Source organism: Escherichia sp. E2661 (assembly GCF_004745185.1).
In the GTDB taxonomy this organism is placed as follows: Bacteria; Pseudomonadota; Gammaproteobacteria; order Enterobacterales; family Enterobacteriaceae; genus Escherichia.
The window spans coordinates 265,534-286,312 of the sequence record NZ_PDIG01000005.1; the positions used below are offsets into that span (position 1 = coordinate 265,534).

Annotated in this window: 18 protein-coding genes, 1 other RNA gene, 3 pseudogenes and 1 other annotated feature; of the genes and pseudogenes, 11 read left to right on the plus strand and 11 right to left on the minus strand. The window is 51.3% G+C overall.

What is annotated here, in order from left to right; all coding sequences use genetic code 11:
* Positions 1–47 precede the first annotated feature (47 nt).
* The 5 genes from recR to CRI63_RS04420 all read right to left on the minus strand — a co-directional run bounded on the left by recR (position 48) and on the right by CRI63_RS04420 (position 4,166).
* Positions 48–653: a recombination mediator RecR gene (gene recR / locus CRI63_RS04400; RefSeq protein WP_130206305.1), complete on the minus strand. Its 606-nt coding sequence runs from the start codon at positions 651–653 to the stop codon at positions 48–50.
* Positions 653–982 carry a YbaB/EbfC family nucleoid-associated protein gene (locus CRI63_RS04405; protein ID WP_000467098.1) on the minus strand — a complete coding sequence of 110 codons (330 nt, stop codon included), beginning with the start codon at positions 980–982 and terminating at the stop codon, positions 653–655. The genes recR and CRI63_RS04405 overlap by 1 nt, the downstream gene beginning before the upstream one ends.
* 52 nt (positions 983–1,034) lie before the next feature.
* Positions 1,035–2,966 carry a DNA polymerase III subunit gamma/tau gene (dnaX, locus tag CRI63_RS04410; RefSeq protein ID WP_135518629.1) on the minus strand — a complete coding sequence of 644 codons (1,932 nt, stop codon included), beginning with the start codon at positions 2,964–2,966 and terminating at the stop codon, positions 1,035–1,037.
* Positions 1,638–1,702 (minus strand) — a sequence feature (DnaX frameshifting element). Its footprint overlaps the gene before it by 65 nt.
* Before the next feature lie 118 nt (positions 2,967–3,084).
* On the minus strand, positions 3,085–3,636 hold the full coding sequence (gene apt, locus CRI63_RS04415) for an adenine phosphoribosyltransferase (protein WP_064529079.1): 552 nt from the start codon (positions 3,634–3,636) through the stop codon (positions 3,085–3,087).
* 161 nt (positions 3,637–3,797) lie between these two features.
* Positions 3,798–4,166 carry a DUF454 family protein gene (locus CRI63_RS04420; protein WP_130215613.1) on the minus strand — a complete coding sequence of 123 codons (369 nt, stop codon included), beginning with the start codon at positions 4,164–4,166 and terminating at the stop codon, positions 3,798–3,800.
* Between the two features lie 69 nt (positions 4,167–4,235).
* Here CRI63_RS04420 and priC point away from each other — a divergent pair, with 69 nt between their 5' ends.
* Positions 4,236–4,763, plus strand: coding sequence for a primosomal replication protein N'' (priC, locus tag CRI63_RS04425; protein WP_135518631.1), 528 nt, complete (start codon positions 4,236–4,238; stop codon positions 4,761–4,763).
* 13 nt (positions 4,764–4,776) lie between these two features.
* The gene (rsmS, locus tag CRI63_RS04430; protein WP_135403874.1) at positions 4,777–4,944 is read left to right on the plus strand and encodes a pleiotropic regulatory protein RsmS; all 168 of its coding nucleotides are present in this window, start codon (positions 4,777–4,779) and stop codon (positions 4,942–4,944) included.
* A 45-nt stretch (positions 4,945–4,989) separates the two neighbouring features.
* On the opposite strand, the pseudogene CRI63_RS24650 reads toward rsmS, so the two are convergent.
* From CRI63_RS24650 to acrR, 3 genes and pseudogenes are all read right to left on the minus strand, one after another.
* A pseudogene (locus CRI63_RS24650) lies at positions 4,990–5,088 on the minus strand (hypothetical protein); the annotation flags it as partial.
* A 60-nt stretch (positions 5,089–5,148) separates the two neighbouring features.
* Positions 5,149–8,510: pseudogene (gene mscK / locus CRI63_RS04435) on the minus strand (mechanosensitive channel MscK).
* A 121-nt stretch (positions 8,511–8,631) separates the two neighbouring features.
* On the minus strand, positions 8,632–9,285 hold the full coding sequence (acrR, locus tag CRI63_RS04440; protein WP_130206295.1) for a multidrug efflux transporter transcriptional repressor AcrR: 654 nt from the start codon (positions 9,283–9,285) through the stop codon (positions 8,632–8,634).
* A 141-nt stretch (positions 9,286–9,426) separates the two neighbouring features.
* On the opposite strand from acrR, the gene acrA reads away from it, so the two are divergent.
* The 7 genes and pseudogenes from acrA (at position 9,427) to CRI63_RS04475 (ending at position 17,989) form a co-directional block, all read left to right on the plus strand.
* Entirely contained in the window at positions 9,427–10,620 is a 1,194-nt protein-coding gene (acrA, locus tag CRI63_RS04445) for a multidrug efflux RND transporter periplasmic adaptor subunit AcrA (protein ID WP_130215483.1), read from the plus strand.
* Between the two features lie 22 nt (positions 10,621–10,642).
* Entirely contained in the window at positions 10,643–13,792 is a 3,150-nt protein-coding gene (acrB, locus tag CRI63_RS04450; RefSeq protein ID WP_135518633.1) for an efflux RND transporter permease AcrB, read from the plus strand.
* Between the two features lie 557 nt (positions 13,793–14,349).
* Complete coding sequence (tomB, locus tag CRI63_RS04455; RefSeq protein WP_000344800.1) at positions 14,350–14,724, plus strand: Hha toxicity modulator TomB; 375 nt, start codon at positions 14,350–14,352, stop codon at positions 14,722–14,724.
* Positions 14,725–14,749: 25 nt separating this feature from the next.
* The gene (locus CRI63_RS04460) at positions 14,750–14,968 is read left to right on the plus strand and encodes an HHA domain-containing protein (RefSeq protein WP_135518635.1); all 219 of its coding nucleotides are present in this window, start codon (positions 14,750–14,752) and stop codon (positions 14,966–14,968) included.
* 171 nt (positions 14,969–15,139) lie between these two features.
* Entirely contained in the window at positions 15,140–15,691 is a 552-nt protein-coding gene (gene maa / locus CRI63_RS04465; protein ID WP_130206289.1) for a maltose O-acetyltransferase, read from the plus strand.
* A 113-nt stretch (positions 15,692–15,804) separates the two neighbouring features.
* A complete protein-coding gene (locus CRI63_RS04470; RefSeq protein WP_130206287.1) occupies positions 15,805–16,275 on the plus strand; it encodes a YlaC family protein in 471 nt (156 codons plus the stop codon).
* Positions 16,276–16,437: 162 nt separating this feature from the next.
* Positions 16,438–17,989, plus strand: a pseudogene (locus tag CRI63_RS04475) (EAL domain-containing protein).
* Positions 17,990–18,026: 37 nt separating this feature from the next.
* On the opposite strand, the gene CRI63_RS04480 reads toward CRI63_RS04475, so the two are convergent.
* Positions 18,027–18,380 (minus strand): DUF1428 domain-containing protein, encoded by a 354-nt coding sequence (locus tag CRI63_RS04480; RefSeq protein ID WP_064529090.1) that lies wholly within the window; start codon positions 18,378–18,380, stop codon positions 18,027–18,029.
* A gap of 120 nt (positions 18,381–18,500) precedes the next feature.
* Positions 18,501–18,597, minus strand: an RNA gene (ffs, locus tag CRI63_RS04485) — signal recognition particle sRNA small type.
* 162 nt (positions 18,598–18,759) lie between these two features.
* Between ffs and CRI63_RS04490 the strand changes: the two genes are divergently transcribed.
* Positions 18,760–19,071, plus strand: coding sequence for an MGMT family protein (locus tag CRI63_RS04490; protein ID WP_130215477.1), 312 nt, complete (start codon positions 18,760–18,762; stop codon positions 19,069–19,071).
* 30 nt (positions 19,072–19,101) lie between these two features.
* On the opposite strand, the gene CRI63_RS04495 is transcribed toward CRI63_RS04490, so the two are convergent.
* Positions 19,102–19,674, minus strand: coding sequence for a YbaY family lipoprotein (locus CRI63_RS04495; protein ID WP_130258548.1), 573 nt, complete (start codon positions 19,672–19,674; stop codon positions 19,102–19,104).
* A 218-nt stretch (positions 19,675–19,892) separates the two neighbouring features.
* Between CRI63_RS04495 and tesB the strand changes: the two genes are divergently transcribed.
* Complete coding sequence (gene tesB / locus CRI63_RS04500) at positions 19,893–20,753, plus strand: acyl-CoA thioesterase II (RefSeq protein WP_135518637.1); 861 nt, start codon at positions 19,893–19,895, stop codon at positions 20,751–20,753.
* Positions 20,754–20,779 lie beyond the last annotated feature (26 nt).

The following is a 20,779-nucleotide window of genomic DNA, read 5'->3' on the forward strand; positions in this document are numbered from 1 at the left end:
AGGAAGGATAATTTCAAGCGAGAGCAGGTGATCCTGCTCTCGTTTGCTTAAAAACGAATCTTATGACGCCCGGCAAGGGAATGCGACAACGTGGTGCCATCGACCATTTCCAGCTCGCCGCCAACCGGTACGCCATGAGCGATACGGCTGGCTTCCACGTCATATTGCGCGCAAAGCTCGGCAATGTAATTAGCGGTGGCTTCACCTTCGACCGTCGGGTTGGTGGCGAGGATCACTTCGGTGATTTTTTCTGCCGCCAGACGCTGTTCCAGGCGATCAAGTCCGATATCATCCGGGCCAATGCCGTCCAGCGGTGACAGATGCCCCATCAACACAAAATAACGACCGGAAAACTGCCCCGTCTGCTCAATGGCGTAGATGTCCGCCGGACTCTCTACCACGCAGATTTGACCGTTTTCCTGACGACGCGGATTTGAACAGATGTTACAGACTTCCTGTTCAGTGAAGGTCCGACAATCGGCGCAGTGGCCGATTTCCGACATCGCCCGGGTGAGCGCCTGCGCCAGACGCATCCCGCCGCTACGATCGCGCTGAAGCAGCGTGAACGCCATACGCTGCGCCGACTTCGGGCCAACGCCCGGCAGACAGCGCAGTGCTTCCATAAGCTGTGTTAACAGCGGGCTGGTTTGCATCAGAACGGCATCTTAAAGCCAGGCGGCAGCTGCATTCCGGAGGATACAGAGGCCATTTTTTCTTTCTGCGTTTCTTCAATACGACGTGCTGCGTCGTTGAATGCTGCAGCCACCAGGTCTTCCAGCATCTCTTTGTCGTCTTCCAGCAGGCTCGGGTCGATCTCTACGCGACGGCAGTTGTGTGCACCGTTGATGGTCACTTTTACCAGACCTGCGCCAGATTCGCCGGTGACTTCCAGCTGCGCGATCTCTTCCTGCATTTTCTGCATTTTTTCTTGCATCTGCTGGGCTTGCTTCATCAGGTTGCCCAGACCGCCTTTACCAAACATAGGTTTCTCTCTCAATCACGTTAAGGATGACGATCGTAAGCAGTGCTTACGATCAAATGGGGCGGATACTTTCTTCATCCAGCTCCGCATCAAAGAATCGACGCAGGGTCTGAATATTATTATCCGCAATAATGGACTCGCGCGCCTGCGCAAGTTTTTCTTCGTATATCGCCTGACGCCACTCCAGCGGCGTGCGCACCGCGGGATTATCATCTTCAACGATAGTCAGTTCAACCGTTGAACCTTTTAACGTGCTCAACGCTTCAGCCAGTTTTTGCTGTGCACCGCGGTTGTTCAAATGCCGCTGAGAGGAGCGCAAATGCAGGCATACTGCGTTGTCGCTCTCCTCTTTCCAGGCATTTAACGCCACCTGCTCGACCAGTTTGGGTAGCGAAAGTTGGCTCACCTGTGCCGCCCACGGGTCGCGCTCAATGGCTTCTGCCGCCAGCTTCGCCGCCAGTTCCGGCGTTTTTTCATGCTCCAGCGCTTTTTTCAGCGCCTTCGGTGTGGCGACCACTTCTTTTTGCTGCATCACTGGGGTGGTCGCCTTCCAGCGATACGCTTCTTTTTTGGCTGGCGCTTTTTCCAGCGCCGATGGCACCGGACGCGCCTGAACGCGATCGGTGACCGAAGCCAGTCTTTCCAGCGCAGCGTTATTCACCGGCCGCGCGCGGGTAGCGGCTGCCGGTTCACTCTTTTTTGCTTTGGTTGCTCCCTGAGCGCGCTGCAGTTGCTGACGCGCCGCCAGCACCTGACTGGTGGTTTCTGAGAGCGGTACAGTCGGTGCCTGCTGCGGCGCTGATTGCGGTTGTGGCGGCACCTGGGTTGGCGTCATTACCGCCGTTGGCGCGACGGGCGCAAAGGACTGGCGTGGCACTTCTGGCTCAGGCAGCGGCATACGCGGATGGAACGCCAGCGCGCGCAGCAGCGTCATCTCAACGCCCATGCGGCGGTCCGGCGCATACGGTAATTCTTTGCGACCAATCAACAGCGTCTGATAGTAAAGCTGAATATCCGTCGGCGGTATGGTGCGCGCCAGTTCACGCATCCGCAGCTCGATGGCGGCCATGTCGTTGCCAAGTGCAGCAGGCGAAAGTTGTACCATCGCAATACGATGCAACAGACCGAGCATTTCCACCAGCAACGCTTCCCACTCGATACCACGGGCAGCGGCTTCATTAATCAGCGCCATTACGCGCTCGCCGTTGGCCTCGACCATCGCTTCAACCAGCGACAGCGCCTGATCGTCGTCAAGCGTACCCAGCATCGCACTGACCGCCTGGGTTGAAACCTGGCCGTCACCGCTGGCAATTGCCTGGTCGGTCAGACTTAAGGCGTCTCGCAGGCTGCCTTCAGCGGCGCGCGCCAGCAGCTGCAACGCACGTGGCTCGTGGGCGATATGTTCTTCGTTGAGGATGTGCTCAAGCTGATGGCGAATTTGCTCGACATCCAGCGCCTTGAGATGGAATTGCAGACAGCGTGACAAAATCGTCACCGGCAATTTCTGCGGATCGGTCGTCGCCAGCAGAAACTTAACGTGCTCTGGCGGCTCTTCAAGGGTTTTTAACAGTGCGTTAAAGCTGTGACGCGACAGCATATGCACTTCGTCGATCAGATAGACTTTAAAACGACCACGCGCCGGAGCGTACTGAACGTTATCCAGCAGGTCGCGGGTATCTTCAACTTTAGTGCGCGAGGCGGCGTCGATTTCAATCAAATCGACAAAGCGCCCCTGCTCGATTTCACGGCAGTTATCGCATACGCCGCACGGCGTCGCGGTAATGCCGGTTTCGCAGTTTAGCCCCTTCGCCAGCAGTCGGGCGATAGAGGTTTTTCCGACGCCACGGGTGCCGGAAAAAAGATAAGCATGATGAATACGCCCTAACGACAAGCCGTTCGCCAGTGCGGTCAGCACATGTTCCTGGCCGACGACGTCAGCAAAGGTTTGTGGGCGCCATTTTCGGGCTAAGACCTGATAACTCATTGGCAGGCTCTGAAACGCTGGAAGGTGGATTCACGAAGGGGTAATGCTAACACAGCCCCGTCAGAACGGCGAGGCTGAATGTACAACTTGTGCTGCCCATGACGTGGGCTGGCGAAAATTAATGGCCCGGGAACGGGACAAGGCTATAACAGGTAATGCCCTGCTTTTCGAGGCGCTGTTCGCCGCCAAGATCGAACAGATTAATGATGAACGCAGCGTCAGTAACTTCACCACCTAAACGGCGGATCAGTTTAACCGTCGCTTCAATGGTGCCGCCTGTTGCCAGCAAATCATCAACCACCAGCACTTTGTCGCCAGGTTTAATGGCATCAACGTGGATTTCCAGCTTATCGGTGCCGTATTCCAGTTCGTAAGATTCGTTGATAGTTTCGCGCGGCAGTTTGCCTGGTTTACGTACCGGCACAAAACCAACGCCCAGACCCAGTGCTACCGGAGCGCCGAACAAGAAGCCACGAGCTTCAGTGCCGACAACTTTGGTAATGCCCGCATTTTTGTAACGCTCAACCAGTAAATCGATGCTGAGAGCGTAAGCTTTCGGGTCTTCCAGTAAGCTGGTGACATCGCGGAAAAGAATGCCGGGTTTCGGGTAGTCCTGAATGCTTTTGATGCTATTTTTGAGATACTCAAGCTGCTGTGCAGTCGCGGTCATAAGTGTATGCCTGCTTGTTACGGTGGTACTCACGGCGCGTTTTAAACGAGTCAAAAGTAACAGTTGTTTAACCTTTGACCGCCTGCGCCTGTGCTCGAAAACGCCAGAATGTACTGGCTGTGGGCGATAATTGCAACAGCGATTGTTGTGCTTTGCCGTTTTTATTGCTTTTCATCAATCACTGGGATTCGCCACATAAAAATCAGCAAACAGCCGAGGATCACCAATAACAGAATCCGCACCCACGTCATATGTACGAACCAAAGTGAAATCGCAAAAGTCAGTAAAATAATGCATATCGCCCGAGGCTTTGCGCCGCGTGGCATTGCATGATATTTCTGCCAGAAGCGTAAATAGCTGCCAAACCATGAACGGTACAGCAACCAGGCATGGAAGCGCGGCGATGAACGGGCAAAGCACCAGGCGGCCAGCAGGATAAATGGCGTCGTCGGCAATACCGGTAATACCACGCCCAGCGTACCCAACACTACCGCCAGCCAGCCAATGATGATTAAAATGATTCGTTGCATATTATGTGTAGTCAGCATACAGAGTGGCTACTTTAGCATAACAATTATCATTTTCATTGAGGTCTTATCGTGAAAACTGCCCTACTGCTGGAAAAACTGGAAGGTCAGCTCGCCACGCTGCGCCAGCGTTGTGCCCCGGTGGCGCAGTTCGCCACGTTAAGCGCCCGTTTCGACAGGCACCTTTTTCAGACCCGTGCGACAACGTTACAGGCGTGCCTGGAAGAAGCGGGAGATAATTTGTCCGCGCTTCGCCATGCGGTTGAGCAACAGCAACTGCCGCAAGTCGCCTGGCTGGCAGAACATCTGGCGGCACAACTGGAGGCTATAGCGCGTGAAGCCGCAGCCTGGTCGCTACGCAAGTGGGATAGCGCACCACCAAAAATTGCCCGCTGGCAGCGTAAACGTATTCAGCATCAGGAGTTTGAACGACGGCTACGTGAAATGGTTGCCGAACGTAAAGCCCGTCTGGTGCGGGCGACCGATCTCGTGGAACAGCAAACGCTACATCGTGAAGTGGAAGCCTATGAAGCGCGCCTGGCGCGTTGCCGTCATGCGTTGGAAAAAATCGAAAACAGGTTAGCGCGTTTAACCCGCTAACAATGGAGAAAGTATGTCACTGGAAAATGCCCCTGACGATGTCAAACTGGCCGTCGATTTAATTGTGCTGCTGGAAGAAAATCAAATCCCTGCCAGTACCGTGCTGCGCGCGCTGGATATTGTAAAGCGTGATTATGAAAAGAAATTAACGCGCGGTGATGAGGCGCAAAGTGATAAATAAATGGGGCCGCTAAATGTCCCCTAAGATTGCGGGCAAACGCAAAACTGCCTGATGCGCTACGCTTATCAGGCCTACACCGCTCCTGCAATATATTGAATTTTCGCGGTTTCGTAGGCCGGATAAGGCGGTCACGCCGCATCCGGCATGAACAACGCGCACTTTGTCAGCAATCTCGGGGGCAACTAAATGCCGCCCCTTTCGTTATTATCCTACCGCAGGCGTCGGATCGTCACCTTTGTAGTCACGTTTCACTTCCGTCACTTCATCGCCCTTCTCGTTATGCAAATGCACTTCAAGCTGGTTAAAGGCAATGTTGATGTCGTTTTCACGGCATAACTGATCGATAGTACGGTTCAGTTCATCGACGGTGCGGCTACGGTCGCGCAGTTCACGAACATACAAGCGCAGTTCGTGATCCAGCGTGCTGGCGCCAAATGCCGTAAAGAAGACTTCTGGCATTGGCTCGTGCATCACCCTTGGATGCTCAGTCGCTGCCTGGAGCAGAACTCTGCGGACTTTTTCCAGATCGGAGCCATAGGCCACGCCCAGGCGGATCACCAGACGCGTGGTGGTGTCAGTCAACGACCAGTTGATCAGACGCTCGGTAACAAACGCTTTGTTCGGGATGATCACTTCTTTGCGATCGAAATCGGTAATCGTTGTCGCACGAATACGGATCTTACTGACCGTCCCAGAGTAGGTACCAATGGTTACCGTATCGCCAATGCGCACCGGACGTTCGAACAGGATGATCAAACCGGAGACGAAGTTACCGAAGATCTCCTGTAAGCCAAAACCAAGACCTACGGATAATGCTGCTGCCAGCCACTGGAGTTTATCCCACGAGACGCCCAGCGATCCGAACACCGTCATCGCACCAACGGCAATGATGATGTAGTTAAGGATAGTGGTGATGGCATACGATGCCCCCTGGCGCATGTTCAGGCGCGACAGCACCAGCACTTCCAGCAAACCAGGCAGGTTGCGAATCAACGCCCAGGCCACCATTGAGGCAATAATCGCAAACAACAGACTGCCCATGGTGACGTTTTTCACCACCGCAGCGCCAGCTTCAGTGCCGTTGTAATGCCAGAGCGTGATGCTGTCGAGATAGCTGAACACGGTGATCAAATCGGACCAAATTGCCCAGAACATGACACCGAACAGCGCAAACATCAGCAACATGGTAATACGCAGCGTCTGCTGGTTAACCTGCTCCAGCGCGATGGTGGGTTCTTCCGGCGGTTCGGCACCTTCAGCGCCCTCTTTCACCAGATTCTGCCGACGCGCCAGCGCACGACGCCAGGCGATACGTCGCGCCGCTACGCTTAAGCCGCGCAACACCGTCTGGTAGAGCAAGTTCCAGATGATCACCAGATAAACGGTTTCAATCCACGCCCGGAGAGGCGCAGCGTGGTGTAGAAATAGCCTGTAGCGGTCAGCACCATCAGTGCAATCGGGATAATCGACAGCACGGTAATGGTGACCAGTCGCATGGTGTGCGACTCTTTATCACGCCAGCTTTCGCGGCACATCGGCCACACCAGGAAGGCAATCAGCAGCAGGTTGAAGAAAATCATCGCCTGCCCCAGCACATCATCCATCAGATGCAGCGGGGAGAGTTCTGCCACCACAGACCAGAAATGGATCGGCAGCAACGCGAGGCTGATGCGGACAATTTGCCGACGCCAGTGGCTGGTCTGCTGTTCCGGCATACCAAAGTGACGCACGGCAACACCGTTTTTCTCCAGCACTTTCCAGCACAGGCCAAACACCAGCCAGAAAATCGCCAGTTTTTTGCTGAACGACCACAATAATTCGCTGATGTTGAGCTGCATAGTCAGCAGAATCAGGCCGACAGCGAGAATAATCAGGCACACCGGCAGTGCGCGGATCAGGTCAATAAGAATCGCTTTTGGCGTATTGAGCTGGCTATCGTTACGCAGGGAACCTACCGCCGAAGCCAGTTTTTGTTGATATGCTTTCAGCCAGCCTAAACGCCAGTGAATCAGCCCGGCAATCAACAGCAGCGGCAAACCGGCAAGGAAAGCGATAAATACGGCGGGCCAGGCTTTTTCCCAGTTCACCGTAATTTTCATCGATTTAAACTCATCTTTCAGGGTTTGCGGGAACGCTTTGATCCAGTCCCAGTCCATTGGACGGTTACTGTTCACCCAAAAAATTTGCTGAGTCAGGATGGATTTCAGGTTTTTCGATACGCTCATTAACTGCTGCTGGTTGATTTGCAGGTTAATGGCCATCATCAGCTGGTTACCCAACTGTTTGTTAAGCTGATCCAACAGTTCGCGACGCATATCAACCACTTGCAATAACGCATCGTGAACTTCGCTGTTGACTTCGTTGGCGTGACCTTCTTCCAGCTTGCTGACGAACGCATCGCTCTGGAACAGCGCGTCACGTTGCTGGTTGACTTCAAACTGTTCGAGACGCAAGTCCGCGATGCGGTTGGTCATATTTTCCAGTTCATCCGCCGAGGGCAGCGTTTGTTGTTGCTGATAAAGAATGCGTGAAAGCAGCAGACTGCCTTTCAGGACAGAAATCTGCTCTTTGATGTTACGTTCCGATTGCAGCGCCCGCTCCAGCCAGTTTTTGACTTTGATGTTTTGCTGCATCAGGACATTACCGTTTTCGGTAGCGGTAATCAGACGCTGGCTTAATTGCTGGTTTATTTCCAGCTCCTGCTTCACCAGCGGATTAGCCTGAATACGCGCAGCTTCATCCGGGGTAACGGCTTCCTGCGCCGTTTTTTCGGTTAATGTCAGGCGCTTGCTGTTCACCGCCTCCTGCAACAGTTGTAGCTGATGTTCAAGTCGCGTACTGTTCGCCGTCACGTAATCACGCTGCTTTTGCAGGGTGTCCTGTAAGACAGTGTTCCCTTCCAGGCTTTTACGCTGTTGGTCAATCTCGGCATTCAGCAAAGCCTGCTGTGCCTGCATTAACACTTTCTGGCTGGGACGTAAGGCGGCTTCGCCGACCTCGGTTCCATCCAGGCGGCTGCGAATTTGTTGCAATTGCTGCGAGGCGGTATACATCGCATTTTGCACGCGTTCAGGCTGCGTCTGTAACGAAACTAACTGGCTGTTATAAGAAGCCAGATCATTTTGTGCATTCTGCAAATCGTCCAGCGCCTGGGAGACGCGTAACTCCAACTGACGCAACGATAGCGTACTCAGAATTTTGCGGGTTTCTTCGTCGTTATCCACATCGTTGAGCGCAGTTAACGCTGCGGTCGCCTGGCGCATTTTCTCTGGCGCTTCGGCAACTTTTTGCCGTAATTGCACCGTTTCGTCTTTTACGCGATCGATTTTCTCGAGGGTGGCTAATGTGTCAGTAATATCTTGCTGCACCAGCTTGTCCTGGGCAGAAAGATCTTTTTGTTTATTAAGTGAGTCAAGTTGTGCCTGCAGGTCTGCTTTCGTCGGTAGATCACCATTCGATGACGCCCGCGCAAACGCCGTGTTCTGGCATAACAAGACAAGAACAAAAGCAATAAATGCTGAAAAAACAAAATGCCGTGATCGTTTGTAATACTGGAACATAGTCATGATGAATGAAGGTTTCTGAACCTGAAGAACGACCTGAACTAGTCGGGTGGCTAGAATATCACGGTGTAGAGAGCCAGAATAGCAACAGCGAAAATGTCCAGGATAAATCCTGGAGTCTGATTCAGGATTTTTCGTTGGCGGCGGGAGTACGAAGGGTCGGGCAAAGAAGATACATTTCCAACAAGATGGCTACGTAATCGCGGGCTTCTTTTTTTAGATCAAAAGATTGCGGTGCAAACAGCCAGTTTTCCATCAGGCCGGAAATATAACCGCGCATAATTATCGCCGCACGGCGCGTCATTAAATTGGTTGGTAATAATTTCTTTTCAATACAATGCCTTAACGTTTGCTCTATACGTTCATAACTTTCCAGACAGAGATTTCGTTGTGCCTGTTGGACAACCGCCATTTCTCCGACAAACTCGCATTTGTGGAAAATAATCTCCATCAATAATCGACGCCGTTCTTCTGTCACCGTCGATTCAAGCACATGAATTAGTATTTCTCTTAAAACTGAGAGTGGATCGTCAGGGAATTTTGCCTGATACTCAAGCTCTAGTTCACCAATATTGGACTCTGACAGCTCCCAGATCTCACTGAACAAATCCGACTTGTCTTTAAAATGCCAGTAGATTGCACCGCGCGTAACGCCTGCCGCTTTTGCAATCTCTCCCAGTGAGGTGGATGATACCCCCTGCTGTGAGAAAAGACGTAGCGCCACATCGAGGATGTGTTGACGCGTTTCTTGCGCTTCTTGTTTGGTTTTTCGTGCCATATGTTAGTGAATTTACAGGCGTTAGATTTACATACATTTATGAATGTATGTACCATAGCACGACGATAATATAAACGCAGCAATGGGTTTATCGACTTTTGACCATTGACCAATTTGAAATCGGACACTCGAGGTTTACATATGAACAAAAACAGAGGGTTTACGCCTCTGGCGATCGTTCTGATGCTCTCAGGCAGCTTAGCGCTTACAGGATGTGACGACAAACAGGCCCAACAAGGTGGCCAGCAGATGCCCGCCGTTGGGGTAGTAACAGTCAAAACTGAACCTCTGCAGATCACAACCGAGCTTCCGGGCCGCACCAGTGCTTACCGGATCGCAGAAGTTCGTCCTCAAGTTAGCGGGATTATCCTGAAGCGTAATTTCAAAGAGGGTAGCGACATCGAAGCAGGCGTCTCTCTTTATCAGATTGATCCTGCTACCTACCAAGCGGCGTACGACAGTGCAAAAGGCGATCTGGCGAAAGCGCAGGCGGCAGCCAATATCGCGCAACTGACTGTTAATCGTTACCAGAAACTGCTGGGTACTCAGTACATCAGTAAGCAAGAGTACGATCAGGCGCTGGCTGATGCGCAACAGGCAAATGCGGCTGTCACTGCGGCAAAAGCGGCTGTTGAAACCGCGCGGATCAATCTGGCTTACACCAAAGTCACCTCTCCAATTACTGGCCGTATTGGTAAATCGAACGTGACGGAAGGCGCCCTGGTGCAAAACGGTCAGGCGACTGCGCTGGCAACCGTGCAGCAACTTGATCCTATCTATGTGGATGTTACCCAGTCCAGCAACGACTTCCTGCGTCTGAAACAGGAACTGGCAAATGGCACGCTGAAGCAAGAGAACGGCAAGGCCAAAGTCTCGCTGATCACCAGCGACGGCATTAAGTTCCCGCAGGACGGTACGCTGGAGTTCTCTGACGTGACTGTCGATCAGACCACCGGTTCTATCACTTTACGCGCTATCTTCCCGAACCCGGATCACACTCTGCTGCCGGGCATGTTCGTACGCGCTCGTCTGGAAGAAGGGCTTAATCCTAACGCCATTTTAGTTCCGCAACAGGGTGTAACTCGTACACCACGCGGTGAGGCTACCGTTCTGGTGGTTGGCGCAGATGACAAAGTGGAAACCCGCCCAATCGTCGCAAGCCAGGCTATTGGCGATAAGTGGCTGGTGACAGAAGGTCTGAAAGCAGGCGATCGCGTAGTAATAAGTGGGCTGCAGAAAGTGCGTCCTGGTGTCCAGGTAAAAGCACAAGAAGTTACCGCTGATAATAACCAGCAAGCCGCAAGCGGTGCTCAGCCTGAACAGTCCAAGTCTTAACTTAAACAGGAGCCGTTAAGACATGCCTAATTTCTTTATCGATCGCCCGATTTTTGCGTGGGTGATCGCCATCATTATCATGTTGGCAGGGGGGCTGGCGATCCTCAAACTGCCGGTGGCGCAATATCCTACGATTGCACCGCCGGCGGTCACGATCTCCGCCTCCTACCCCGGCGCTGATGCGAAAACAGTGCAGGACACGGTGACGCAGGTTATCGAACAGAATATGAACGGTATCGATAACCTGATGTATATGTCCTCTAACAGTGACTCCACAGGTACTGTGCAGATCACCCTGACCTTTGAGTCTGGTACTGATGCGGATATCGCGCAGGTTCAGGTGCAGAACAAACTGCAGCTGGCGATGCCGTTGCTGCCGCAAGAAGTACAGCAGCAAGGGGTGAGCGTTGAGAAATCTTCCAGTAGCTTCCTGATGGTTGTCGGCGTTATCAACACTGACGGCACCATGACGCAGGAAGATATCTCTGACTACGTAGCGGCAAATATGAAAGATGCCATTAGCCGTACGTCGGGCGTTGGTGACGTTCAGCTGTTCGGTTCACAGTACGCGATGCGTATCTGGATGAACCCGAATGAGTTGAACAAATACCAGCTAACGCCGGTTGATGTCATTACCGCTATCAAAGCACAGAACGCCCAGGTCGCAGCCGGTCAGCTCGGCGGTACACCGCCGGTGAAAGGCCAGCAGCTTAACGCCTCTATTATTGCTCAGACGCGTCTGACCTCTACTGAAGAGTTCGGCAAAATTCTGCTGAAAGTGAATCAGGATGGTTCCCGCGTGCTGCTGCGTGATGTGGCGAAGATTGAGCTGGGTGGTGAGAACTACGACATCATCGCGGAATTTAACGGACAACCGGCTTCGGGTCTGGGTATCAAGCTGGCAACCGGTGCGAACGCGCTGGAAACTGCTGCGGCAATCCGTGCTGAACTGTCGAAGATGGAGCCATTCTTCCCGTCAGGTCTGAAAATCGTTTATCCGTACGACACGACGCCGTTCGTGAAAATCTCTATTCACGAAGTGGTTAAAACGCTGGTCGAAGCGATCATCCTCGTGTTCCTGGTTATGTATCTGTTCCTGCAGAACTTCCGCGCGACGTTGATTCCGACCATTGCCGTACCGGTGGTATTGCTGGGGACCTTTGCCGTCCTTGCCGCCTTTGGCTTCTCGATAAACACGCTAACGATGTTCGGGATGGTGCTCGCCATCGGCCTGTTGGTGGATGACGCCATCGTCGTGGTAGAAAACGTTGAGCGTGTGATGGCGGAAGAAGGTCTGCCGCCGAAAGAAGCCACACGTAAGTCGATGGGGCAGATTCAGGGCGCACTGGTGGGTATCGCGATGGTGCTGTCGGCGGTATTTATCCCGATGGCCTTCTTCGGCGGCTCTACTGGTGCAATCTATCGTCAGTTCTCCATTACCATTGTTTCGGCAATGGCGCTGTCAGTGCTGGTGGCGTTGATCCTGACTCCGGCACTTTGTGCCACTATGCTGAAACCTATCGCTAAAGGCGATCACGGCGAAGGCAAAAAAGGCTTCTTCGGCTGGTTTAACCGCATGTTCGAGAAGAGCACGCACCACTACACCGACAGCGTAGGCGGCATTCTGCGCAGTACGGGGCGTTATCTGGTGCTGTATCTGATCATTGTGGTCGGCATGGCTTATCTGTTTGTACGTCTGCCTAGTTCCTTCTTGCCAGATGAAGACCAGGGTGTATTTATGACCATGGTCCAACTGCCAGCGGGTGCGACGCAGGAACGTACGCAGAAAGTGCTCAATGAGGTGACGGATTACTATCTGACCAAAGAGAAGAACAACGTTGAGTCGGTATTCGCCGTTAACGGCTTCGGCTTTGCGGGACGTGGTCAGAACACCGGTATTGCGTTCGTTTCGTTGAAGGACTGGGCTGACCGTCCGGGTGATGAAAACAAAGTTGAAGCGATTACCATGCGTGCGACGCGCGCCTTCTCGCAAATTAAAGATGCGATGGTCTTCGCCTTTAACCTGCCTGCGATTGTGGAACTGGGTACGGCAACCGGCTTCGACTTTGAGCTGATTGACCAGGCTGGCCTCGGTCACGAAAAACTGACTCAAGCGCGTAACCAGCTGCTGGGCGAAGCGGCGAAACATCCTGATCTGTTGACCAGCGTGCGTCCGAACGGTCTGGAAGATACTCCGCAGTTCAAGATTGATATCGACCAGGAGAAAGCTCAGGCTCTGGGTGTTTCTATTAACGATATTAACACTACCCTGGGCGCTGCATGGGGCGGCAGCTACGTGAACGACTTTATCGACCGCGGTCGTGTGAAGAAAGTTTACGTCATGTCAGAAGCAAAATACCGCATGCTGCCGGAAGATATCGGTAACTGGTATGTGCGTGCTGCTGATGGCCAGATGGTGCCGTTCTCGGCATTCTCCTCTTCGCGTTGGGAGTACGGTTCGCCGCGTCTGGAACGTTACAACGGCCTGCCATCCATGGAGATCTTAGGCCAGGCGGCACCAGGTAAGAGTACCGGTGAAGCAATGGCGCTGATGGAACAACTGGCGAGCAAACTGCCTACCGGTGTTGGCTACGACTGGACGGGGATGTCCTATCAGGAACGTCTCTCCGGCAACCAGGCGCCGTCGCTGTATGCGATTTCGTTGATTGTCGTGTTCCTGTGTCTGGCGGCATTGTACGAGAGCTGGTCGATTCCGTTCTCCGTTATGCTGGTCGTTCCGCTGGGGGTTATCGGTGCGTTGCTGGCAGCCACCTTCCGCGGCCTGACCAACGACGTTTACTTCCAGGTGGGCCTGCTCACAACCATTGGGTTGTCGGCGAAGAACGCGATACTTATCGTCGAATTCGCCAAAGACTTGATGGATAAAGAAGGTAAAGGTCTGATTGAAGCAACTCTGGATGCGGTGCGGATGCGTTTACGCCCAATCCTGATGACTTCACTGGCATTTATCCTCGGTGTTATGCCGCTGGTTATCAGCACCGGTGCTGGTTCCGGCGCGCAGAACGCAGTAGGTACTGGTGTAATGGGCGGGATGGTGACCGCAACGGTACTGGCGATCTTCTTCGTTCCGGTGTTCTTCGTGGTGGTTCGCCGCCGCTTTAGCCGCAAAAATGAAGATATCGAACATAACCATACAGTCGATCATCACTGATTAACGTCGTAATCACTAAGGCCGCGCAAGCGGCCTTTTTTATACGCGTAATCTTAATGTTGAAATGTTTATAGTTAATGATTTCAAATGTAAGTTAGTTTTAACGCCGCATAAAATTCATAAAAAATACTTATTGTTAGTTAATTTATATTAAGTCGTACTGATAGATTTAATAACCCCCAGGCATCTAGAGGCTATTCTTAATTATTTGCGGCAATTCTTTATTTGTTCATGTCAATTACATCATAATCAGAGTAATCCTGGGTATTAGTGTGACAAATCGTCAGACCATTTTATCACTCTCAAACATCCTGATTACATTATGTTATGAATAGCATCAGACAAAGTGCTTTAGCCATTACGTCGTCGGCGCTGGAATGAGGAAGAGGGTCTTTTCCCTCCCCTCCTCCTAATTGTAATTTTTCGTAATAATACGATGAAAACCGCCAAAGAGTAGCTTATAGTTAATCTAACAAGTGAGAGAGCAAGGCCAGGTCTGTAAGTTTTCCATCCCAAAAGGTGTCCGTTAGTTCAACCGCTAAGAAGGGGGACGCGTTATGGATGAATACTCACCAAAAAGACATGATATCGCGCAGCTTAAATTTCTCTGCGAAACCTTGTATCATGACTGTCTTGCAAACCTTGAAGAAAGTAACCATGGTTGGGTTAACGACCCTACCTCGGCCATCAATCTGCAGCTTAATGAACTCATTGAGCATATAGCAACCTTCGCACTTAATTACAAAATTAAGTATAATGAAGACAATAAGCTCATTGAGCAGATAGATGAATATCTGGACGACACCTTTATGTTGTTCAGTAGTTATGGTATTAATATGCAGGATCTCCAGAAATGGCGGAAGTCAGGTAACCGACTGTTCCGTTGTTTTGTGAATGCCACTAAAGAGAATCCTGCGAGTTTATCTTGTTAGAATTATTACAACCATGGGTAGAAGTATGTACGATAAACCTTTAACGAAAACCGATTATTTGATGCGTCTGCGTCGTTGCCAGACAATTGACACGCTTGAGCGTGTTATCGAGAAAAATAAATACGAATTATCAGATAATGAACTGGCGGTATTTTACTCAGCCGCAGATCACCGCCTCGCAGAATTGACCATGAATAAACTGTACGACAAGATCCCCTCCTCTGTATGGAAATTTATTCGGTAATTAAATAGCAGACATTCGAAGATGTAACCGACTGTTTATTAACATTATTATATTATTCGCAATGAAAGCATACTGCATGTGACATTCATCACACTCGGGAAACGGGAACGTTCTCTTAACTGACTATTCGCATTACCGTGTTGCCGCATTTTCAGCAACGGGAGGTCAGTAATGAGCACAGAAAAAGAAAAAATGATTGCTGGTGAGTTGTATCGCTCGGCAGATGAGGAGTTATCTCGCGATCGCCTGCGCGCTCGTCAGCTTATTCACCAATACAATCATTCCGCACCGGAAGAACAAACATTACGCCAGAAAATTCTCACCGATTTATTCGGTCAGGTAGCAGATGCTTATATTGAACCCTCTTTTCGCTGCGACTATGGCTATAACATTTTTTTGGGCAAAGGATTTTACGCCAACTTCGATTGCGTGATGCTCGATGTCTGCCCAATTCGTATCGGTGATAATTGCATGTTGGCACCAGGTGTTCACATTTATACCGCAACGCACCCTGTCGACCCGGTAGCCCGTAATAGTGGCGCTGAACTGGGGAAACCTGTGACTATCGGTAATAACGTCTGGATTGGCGGACGTGCTGTCATCAACCCTGGTGTAACCATTGGCGATAACGTCGTGGTGGCCTCTGGCGCCGTCGTCACAAAAGATGTTCCGGCTAACGTTGTCGTGGGCGGTAACCCGGCCACTGTCATTAAAAAACTGTAACCATAGTTGCAACTGTTATGCAAAATTGTGGTTAATCTGTTACTTTTATCATATGATTCCCACGTTAAAATAGGGTGTTCCCTGAAAAGTTGCAGATACCACAAAGGCAAAAGATGACTGAAATACAACGCCTGCTGACCGAAACAATTGATGCACTAAATGCACACGAAAAACGCGATAATAAACCTCGCTTTAGTATCAGTTTTATCCGTAAACATCCGGGGCTGTTTATCGGTATGTATGTCGCTTTTTTTGCCACTCTGGCTGTGATGTTACAGTCTGAAACGCTGGTTGGTTCAGTCTGGCTCCTGGTGGTATTGTTCATCCTGCTTAACGGTTTCTTCTTTTTTGACGTTTATCCGCGTTACCATTACGAAGATATCGACGTTCTGGATTTCCGGGTTTGCTACAACGGCGAATGGTACAATACACGCTTTGTTCCAACTGCATTGGTCGACGCTATTCTGAACTCGCCGCGTGTCGCGAACATCCACAAAGAACAGTTGCAGAAAATGATCGCTCGTAAAGGTGAGTTGTCCTTTTACGATATTTTCACTCTCGCCCGCACCGAAGCGACACCATAAGTTGTATCACCCTCACCAGGCGTAAACCTCCGCGCCTGGTGAATTGACAACAATCGTTGCCACAACGCATTTAACGAAACTCCCCCGCATCACTTATCTTTTGCATGCCGTTATTCGCTATCGGATATACTTTCCCTACACTGCGTAAATAAGGACATGCTGGTGAGAACACGACATCTGGTCAGCCTAATTTCAGGAGTACTGATCCTTTCCGTACTTCTGCCAGTGGGCTTAAGCATCTGGCTGGCTCATCAACAGGTAGAAACGTCATTTGTTGAGGAGCTACATACCTACTCATCCCGCGTCGCTATTCGCGCCAACAAAGTGGCGTCACAAGGGAAAGATGCACTACAAAAACTGGAAAAAATGGCAAGGCGCAGCCTGTAGCGAGGCTCATCTAATGGAAATGCGCCGGGTATCTTATAGTTATCGCTATATTCAGGAAGTGGTCTATGTCGATAACAACGTTCCTCAGTGCTCTTCTCTGGAACATGAAAGCCCGCCAGATACCTTCCCCGAGCCAGGTAAAATATCGAACGATGGTTATCGGGTATGGTTAACCTCGCACAACGATTTAGGTATTACCCGCTACATGGTCGCTATGGGAACTGCACATTACATAGTGATGATTGACCCCGCCTCATTTATAGATGTGATTCCTTATAGCTCGTGGCAAATTGATGCCGCGATTATTGGCAATGCGCATAACATTATCATTACCAGCAGTGACGAAATAGCCCAGGGAATTATTACCCAGCTGCAAAAAACACCGGGCGAACACATCGAAAAGAATGGAATCATTTACGATATCCTGCCTCTCCCCGCGATGAACATTTCCATAATCACCTGGTCTTCGACAAAAACGTTACAAAAAGATTGGTATCGGCAGGTCTTTATCTGGTTGCCTGTCGGATTGTTAATTGGCCTACTGGCGGCAATGTTCGTCTTGCGGATTTTACGCCGTATCCAGTCACCGCATCATCGCCTGCAGGATGCTATCGAAAACCGCGATATTTGCGTGCACTATCAGCCTATTATCTCCTTATCGAATGGAAAGATTGTCGGAGCCGAAGCGCTGGCGCGCTGGCCGCAGACAGACGGTAGCTGGTTGTCACCGGATAGTTTTATCCCGCTGGCGCAACAAACGGGCCTGTCAGAATCTCTGACTCTGCTTATTATCAAAACGGTCTTTGAAGATATGGGCGACTGGCTGCGTCAGCATCCGCAGCAACATATTTCGATCAATCTTGAATCCACCGTGCTCACCTCGGAAAAATCCCGCAATTGCTGCGTGAAATGATCAATCACTACCAGGTCAATCCCAGACAGATCGCTCTTGAACTCACTGAACGCGAGTTTGCCGATCCAAAAATCAGCGCCCCGGTAATCTCCCGATATCGACAGGTTGGTCATGAAATTTATCTTGATGATTTTGGTACCGGTTATTCGAGCTTAAGTTATTTGCAGGATCTGGATGTCGATATTCTGAAGATCGATAAATCCTTCGTTGATGCGCTGGAATATAAAAAATGTCACACCGCATATCATCGAAATGGCAAAAACACTGAAACTTAAAATGGTGGCGGAAGGGATCGAAACCAGCAAACAGGAAGAGTGGCTACGCCAGCATGGCGTGCATTACGGCCAGGGGTGGTTGTACAGCAAAGCATTACCGAAAGAGGAGTTTTTACGCTGGGCAGAACACCATCTGTGAATTTTGGGGCTGGCGGCACGCCGCACAGCCCGTCACGCTACTCGTCGATGATTGACTCGAACCCACCGTAGATCATTCGTTTACCATCAAACGGCATGGACTCGCCGAACTCCTTCATCCGTGGGTCCGACATCATCTTCTGATTGGCAGCGTCGCGGACCTCTTTTGAAGGGTATTCAATCCAGCTAAAAACCACTTCCTCATTCTCTTCCGCTTTGACCGCCATACGAAAATCGGTCACTTTGCCATTCGGTACATCGCTGGCCCAGCATTCAACAATGCGCAGGGCGCCAAACTCTTTAAACAGCGGCGCGGCCTTTGCGGCCATTTCACGATAGGCATCCTTTTTGTCGGCAGGAACAGCAACCACAAAACCATCAACATACTTCATCAGACATACCTCCGAAGCGTACTGCGCAGCCAGAAAATTCTTGCGGCATCAGTCGTGATTAAAGTTTAGCCATATTGGGATTTTTTGACGAAACGGTGGGGAGGCAGAAATGGGTGGGGGCCCTGCCAGCTACATCCCGGCACACGCGTCATCTGCCTTGGCTGCTTCCTTCCGGACCTGACCTGGTAAACAGAGTAGCGTTGCGGGAGAACCAACAGAGCCCCCATTGAGAGCGTTGAGAACCAACGCGCAGGCGCATTATCACTGCTGCCCCGGCTAATTGCAACCCATTGCGTGCTGGATGCTGGTTTCTTGCGCAATGCGGCTTCACTCGGACGTTTTTCCAGATTATGCTGAGAAATTACCTCAGGAAGGAAAGATGGAAAAAGAAGATTCATTTCCCCAACGCGTGTGGCAAATCGTAGCCGCTATTCCCGAAGGGTATGTCACTACTTACGGCGATGTCGCGAAACTGGCAGGATCGCCCCGTGCCGCGCGCCAGGTGGGCGGTGTGTTAAAGCGCCTGCCCGAAGGCAGCACTTTGCCCTGGCATCGGGTGGTTAACCGCCACGGCACAATCTCATTAACCGGACCAGATTTACAGCGTCAGCGGCAGGCATTACTGGCAGAAGGCGTGATGGTATCGGGAAACGGACAAATCGACTTACAGCGTTATCGCTGGAACTACTAACCCTCTCCGGGCGGAGAGGGTTAACTTCGCTTAATATTGCGTTGGAGCTGGAACTGCCGAAGACGGATTCACCTGAGTTGGTGAAGTCGAAGGTACGGTGGTCATTGCGCCACCGCTGGCCTGAACCGGCACGGCGGTTTGCTGAACCGGCACCAATGTCAGGTCGGCTTTAGTTCCGCCCTGGTTGATCACCGGCTGAACGGTATCGGTAATAAACACCAATTTGTCATTTACGGTAATCGCCGCACTTAACAGAATACGCGCGTTCGGCTGAACGTCTGCCGGGTTAAATGGCAGAACAAAGCTGAATGGTGACTGTTTACCTTCGGTACGCACCGCTTTTTGCGCCAGTACTTTAGACGGCGCATCGGCTAACGACGCGTCAGAAAGTGTCACGGTCAGCACAGCATCGGGAGGCAGTGCGACTTTCTGACGGATCCAGACCGTACCGGAGACATTAGGTTGCTGTATAGCAGGTTGTTGTGTCGCCGCAATAGAGGTATTTGCAGCAGGTGCTGGCGTCTGGATATCCGCGCTTTTATCAGCGCAAGCCGCCAACGCAATCGCAACCGCTAAACCACTGGCCATGTGCACGAGTTTCATTCACGTCTCCTTATTATCAATGCACCAGCGGGCTAACTTTCCTCGCCGGAAGAGTGGTTAACAAAATCGTAACGTCAATAAGTGTGGCACAAATCACGTATTTACGCCTGCATTTAGCCCGTAATTCAGACCATTGCACCCATCGGACCAGTGACAAAATTGCGTTATACTCAACTCACTTTGGCTTGCTGCGGCAGCTTTGTTACTGGAGAGTTAATATGAGTCAGGCCTTAAAAAATTTACTGACATTGTTGAATCTGGAAAAAATTGAGGAAGGACTCTTTCGCGGCCAGAGTGAAGATTTAGGTTTACGCCAGGTGTTTGGCGGCCAGGTCGTGGGTCAGGCCCTGTATGCCGCAAAGGAGACAGTACCCGAAGAGCGTCTGGTGCATTCATTCCACAGCTACTTTCTTCGCCCTGGTGATAGCAAGAAGCCGATTATTTATGATGTCGAAACACTGCGCGACGGCAACAGTTTCAGTGCTCGCCGTGTGGCAGCGATTCAGAACGGCAAACCCATTTTTTATATGACAGCGTCTTTCCAGGCGCCAGAAGTTGGATTCGAACACCAAAAAGAGATGCCTCCGGCCCCAGCGCCTGATGGTTTGCCCTCGGAAACACAGATCGCCCAGTCGCTGGCGCACCTGCTGCCGCCAGTGCTGAAAGATAAATTCATCTGCGATCGTCCGCTGGAAGTGCGTCCGGTGGAATTTCATAACCCACTGAAAGGTCACGTCGCCGCGCCGCATCGTCAGGTGTGGATCCGCGCAAATGGTAGCCTACCGGATGATCTGCGCGTTCATCAGTATCTGCTGGGGTACGCTTCTGATCTTAACTTCCTGCCGGTAGCTCTACAGCCGCACGGCATCGGTTTTCTCGAACCGGGGATTCAGATAGCCACTATTGACCATTCCATGTGGTTCCATCGACCATTTAATTTAAACGAATGGCTGCTGTATAGCGTGGAGAGCACGTCAGCGTCCAGCGCCCGAGGATTTGTGCGCGGTGAGTTTTATACCCAGGACGGCGTACTGGTTGCCTCGACCGTTCAGGAAGGGGTAATGCGTAATCACAATTAAAAAAACAGCCGGAGGTGAAAACCGTC

Bases quoted from the DNA above. Each gene is read 5' to 3' on its own strand.
- CRI63_RS04480 (WP_064529090.1), bottom strand. From the start codon at position 18,380: ATGAAGTATGTTGATGGTTTTGTGGTTGCTGTTCCTGCCGACAAAAAG.
- CRI63_RS04460 (WP_135518635.1), top strand. From the start codon at position 14,750: ATGTACGATAAACCTTTAACGAAAACCGATTATTTGATGCGTCTGCGT.
- acrB (WP_135518633.1), top strand. From the start codon at position 10,643: ATGCCTAATTTCTTTATCGATCGCCCGATTTTTGCGTGGGTGATCGCC.
- maa (WP_130206289.1), top strand. From the start codon at position 15,140: ATGAGCACAGAAAAAGAAAAAATGATTGCTGGTGAGTTGTATCGCTCG.
- acrR (WP_130206295.1), bottom strand. From the start codon at position 9,285: ATGGCACGAAAAACCAAACAAGAAGCGCAAGAAACGCGTCAACACATC.
- CRI63_RS04495 (WP_130258548.1), bottom strand. From the start codon at position 19,674: ATGAAACTCGTGCACATGGCCAGTGGTTTAGCGGTTGCGATTGCGTTG.
- rsmS (WP_135403874.1), top strand. From the start codon at position 4,777: ATGTCACTGGAAAATGCCCCTGACGATGTCAAACTGGCCGTCGATTTA.
- CRI63_RS04490 (WP_130215477.1), top strand. From the start codon at position 18,760: ATGGAAAAAGAAGATTCATTTCCCCAACGCGTGTGGCAAATCGTAGCC.
- recR (WP_130206305.1), bottom strand. From the start codon at position 653: ATGCAAACCAGCCCGCTGTTAACACAGCTTATGGAAGCACTGCGCTGT.
- CRI63_RS04420 (WP_130215613.1), bottom strand. From the start codon at position 4,166: ATGCAACGAATCATTTTAATCATCATTGGCTGGCTGGCGGTAGTGTTG.
- CRI63_RS04405 (WP_000467098.1), bottom strand. From the start codon at position 982: ATGTTTGGTAAAGGCGGTCTGGGCAACCTGATGAAGCAAGCCCAGCAG.
- tomB (WP_000344800.1), top strand. From the start codon at position 14,350: ATGGATGAATACTCACCAAAAAGACATGATATCGCGCAGCTTAAATTT.
- tesB (WP_135518637.1), top strand. From the start codon at position 19,893: ATGAGTCAGGCCTTAAAAAATTTACTGACATTGTTGAATCTGGAAAAA.
- CRI63_RS04470 (WP_130206287.1), top strand. From the start codon at position 15,805: ATGACTGAAATACAACGCCTGCTGACCGAAACAATTGATGCACTAAAT.
- dnaX (WP_135518629.1), bottom strand. From the start codon at position 2,966: ATGAGTTATCAGGTCTTAGCCCGAAAATGGCGCCCACAAACCTTTGCT.
- acrA (WP_130215483.1), top strand. From the start codon at position 9,427: ATGAACAAAAACAGAGGGTTTACGCCTCTGGCGATCGTTCTGATGCTC.
- apt (WP_064529079.1), bottom strand. From the start codon at position 3,636: ATGACCGCGACTGCACAGCAGCTTGAGTATCTCAAAAATAGCATCAAA.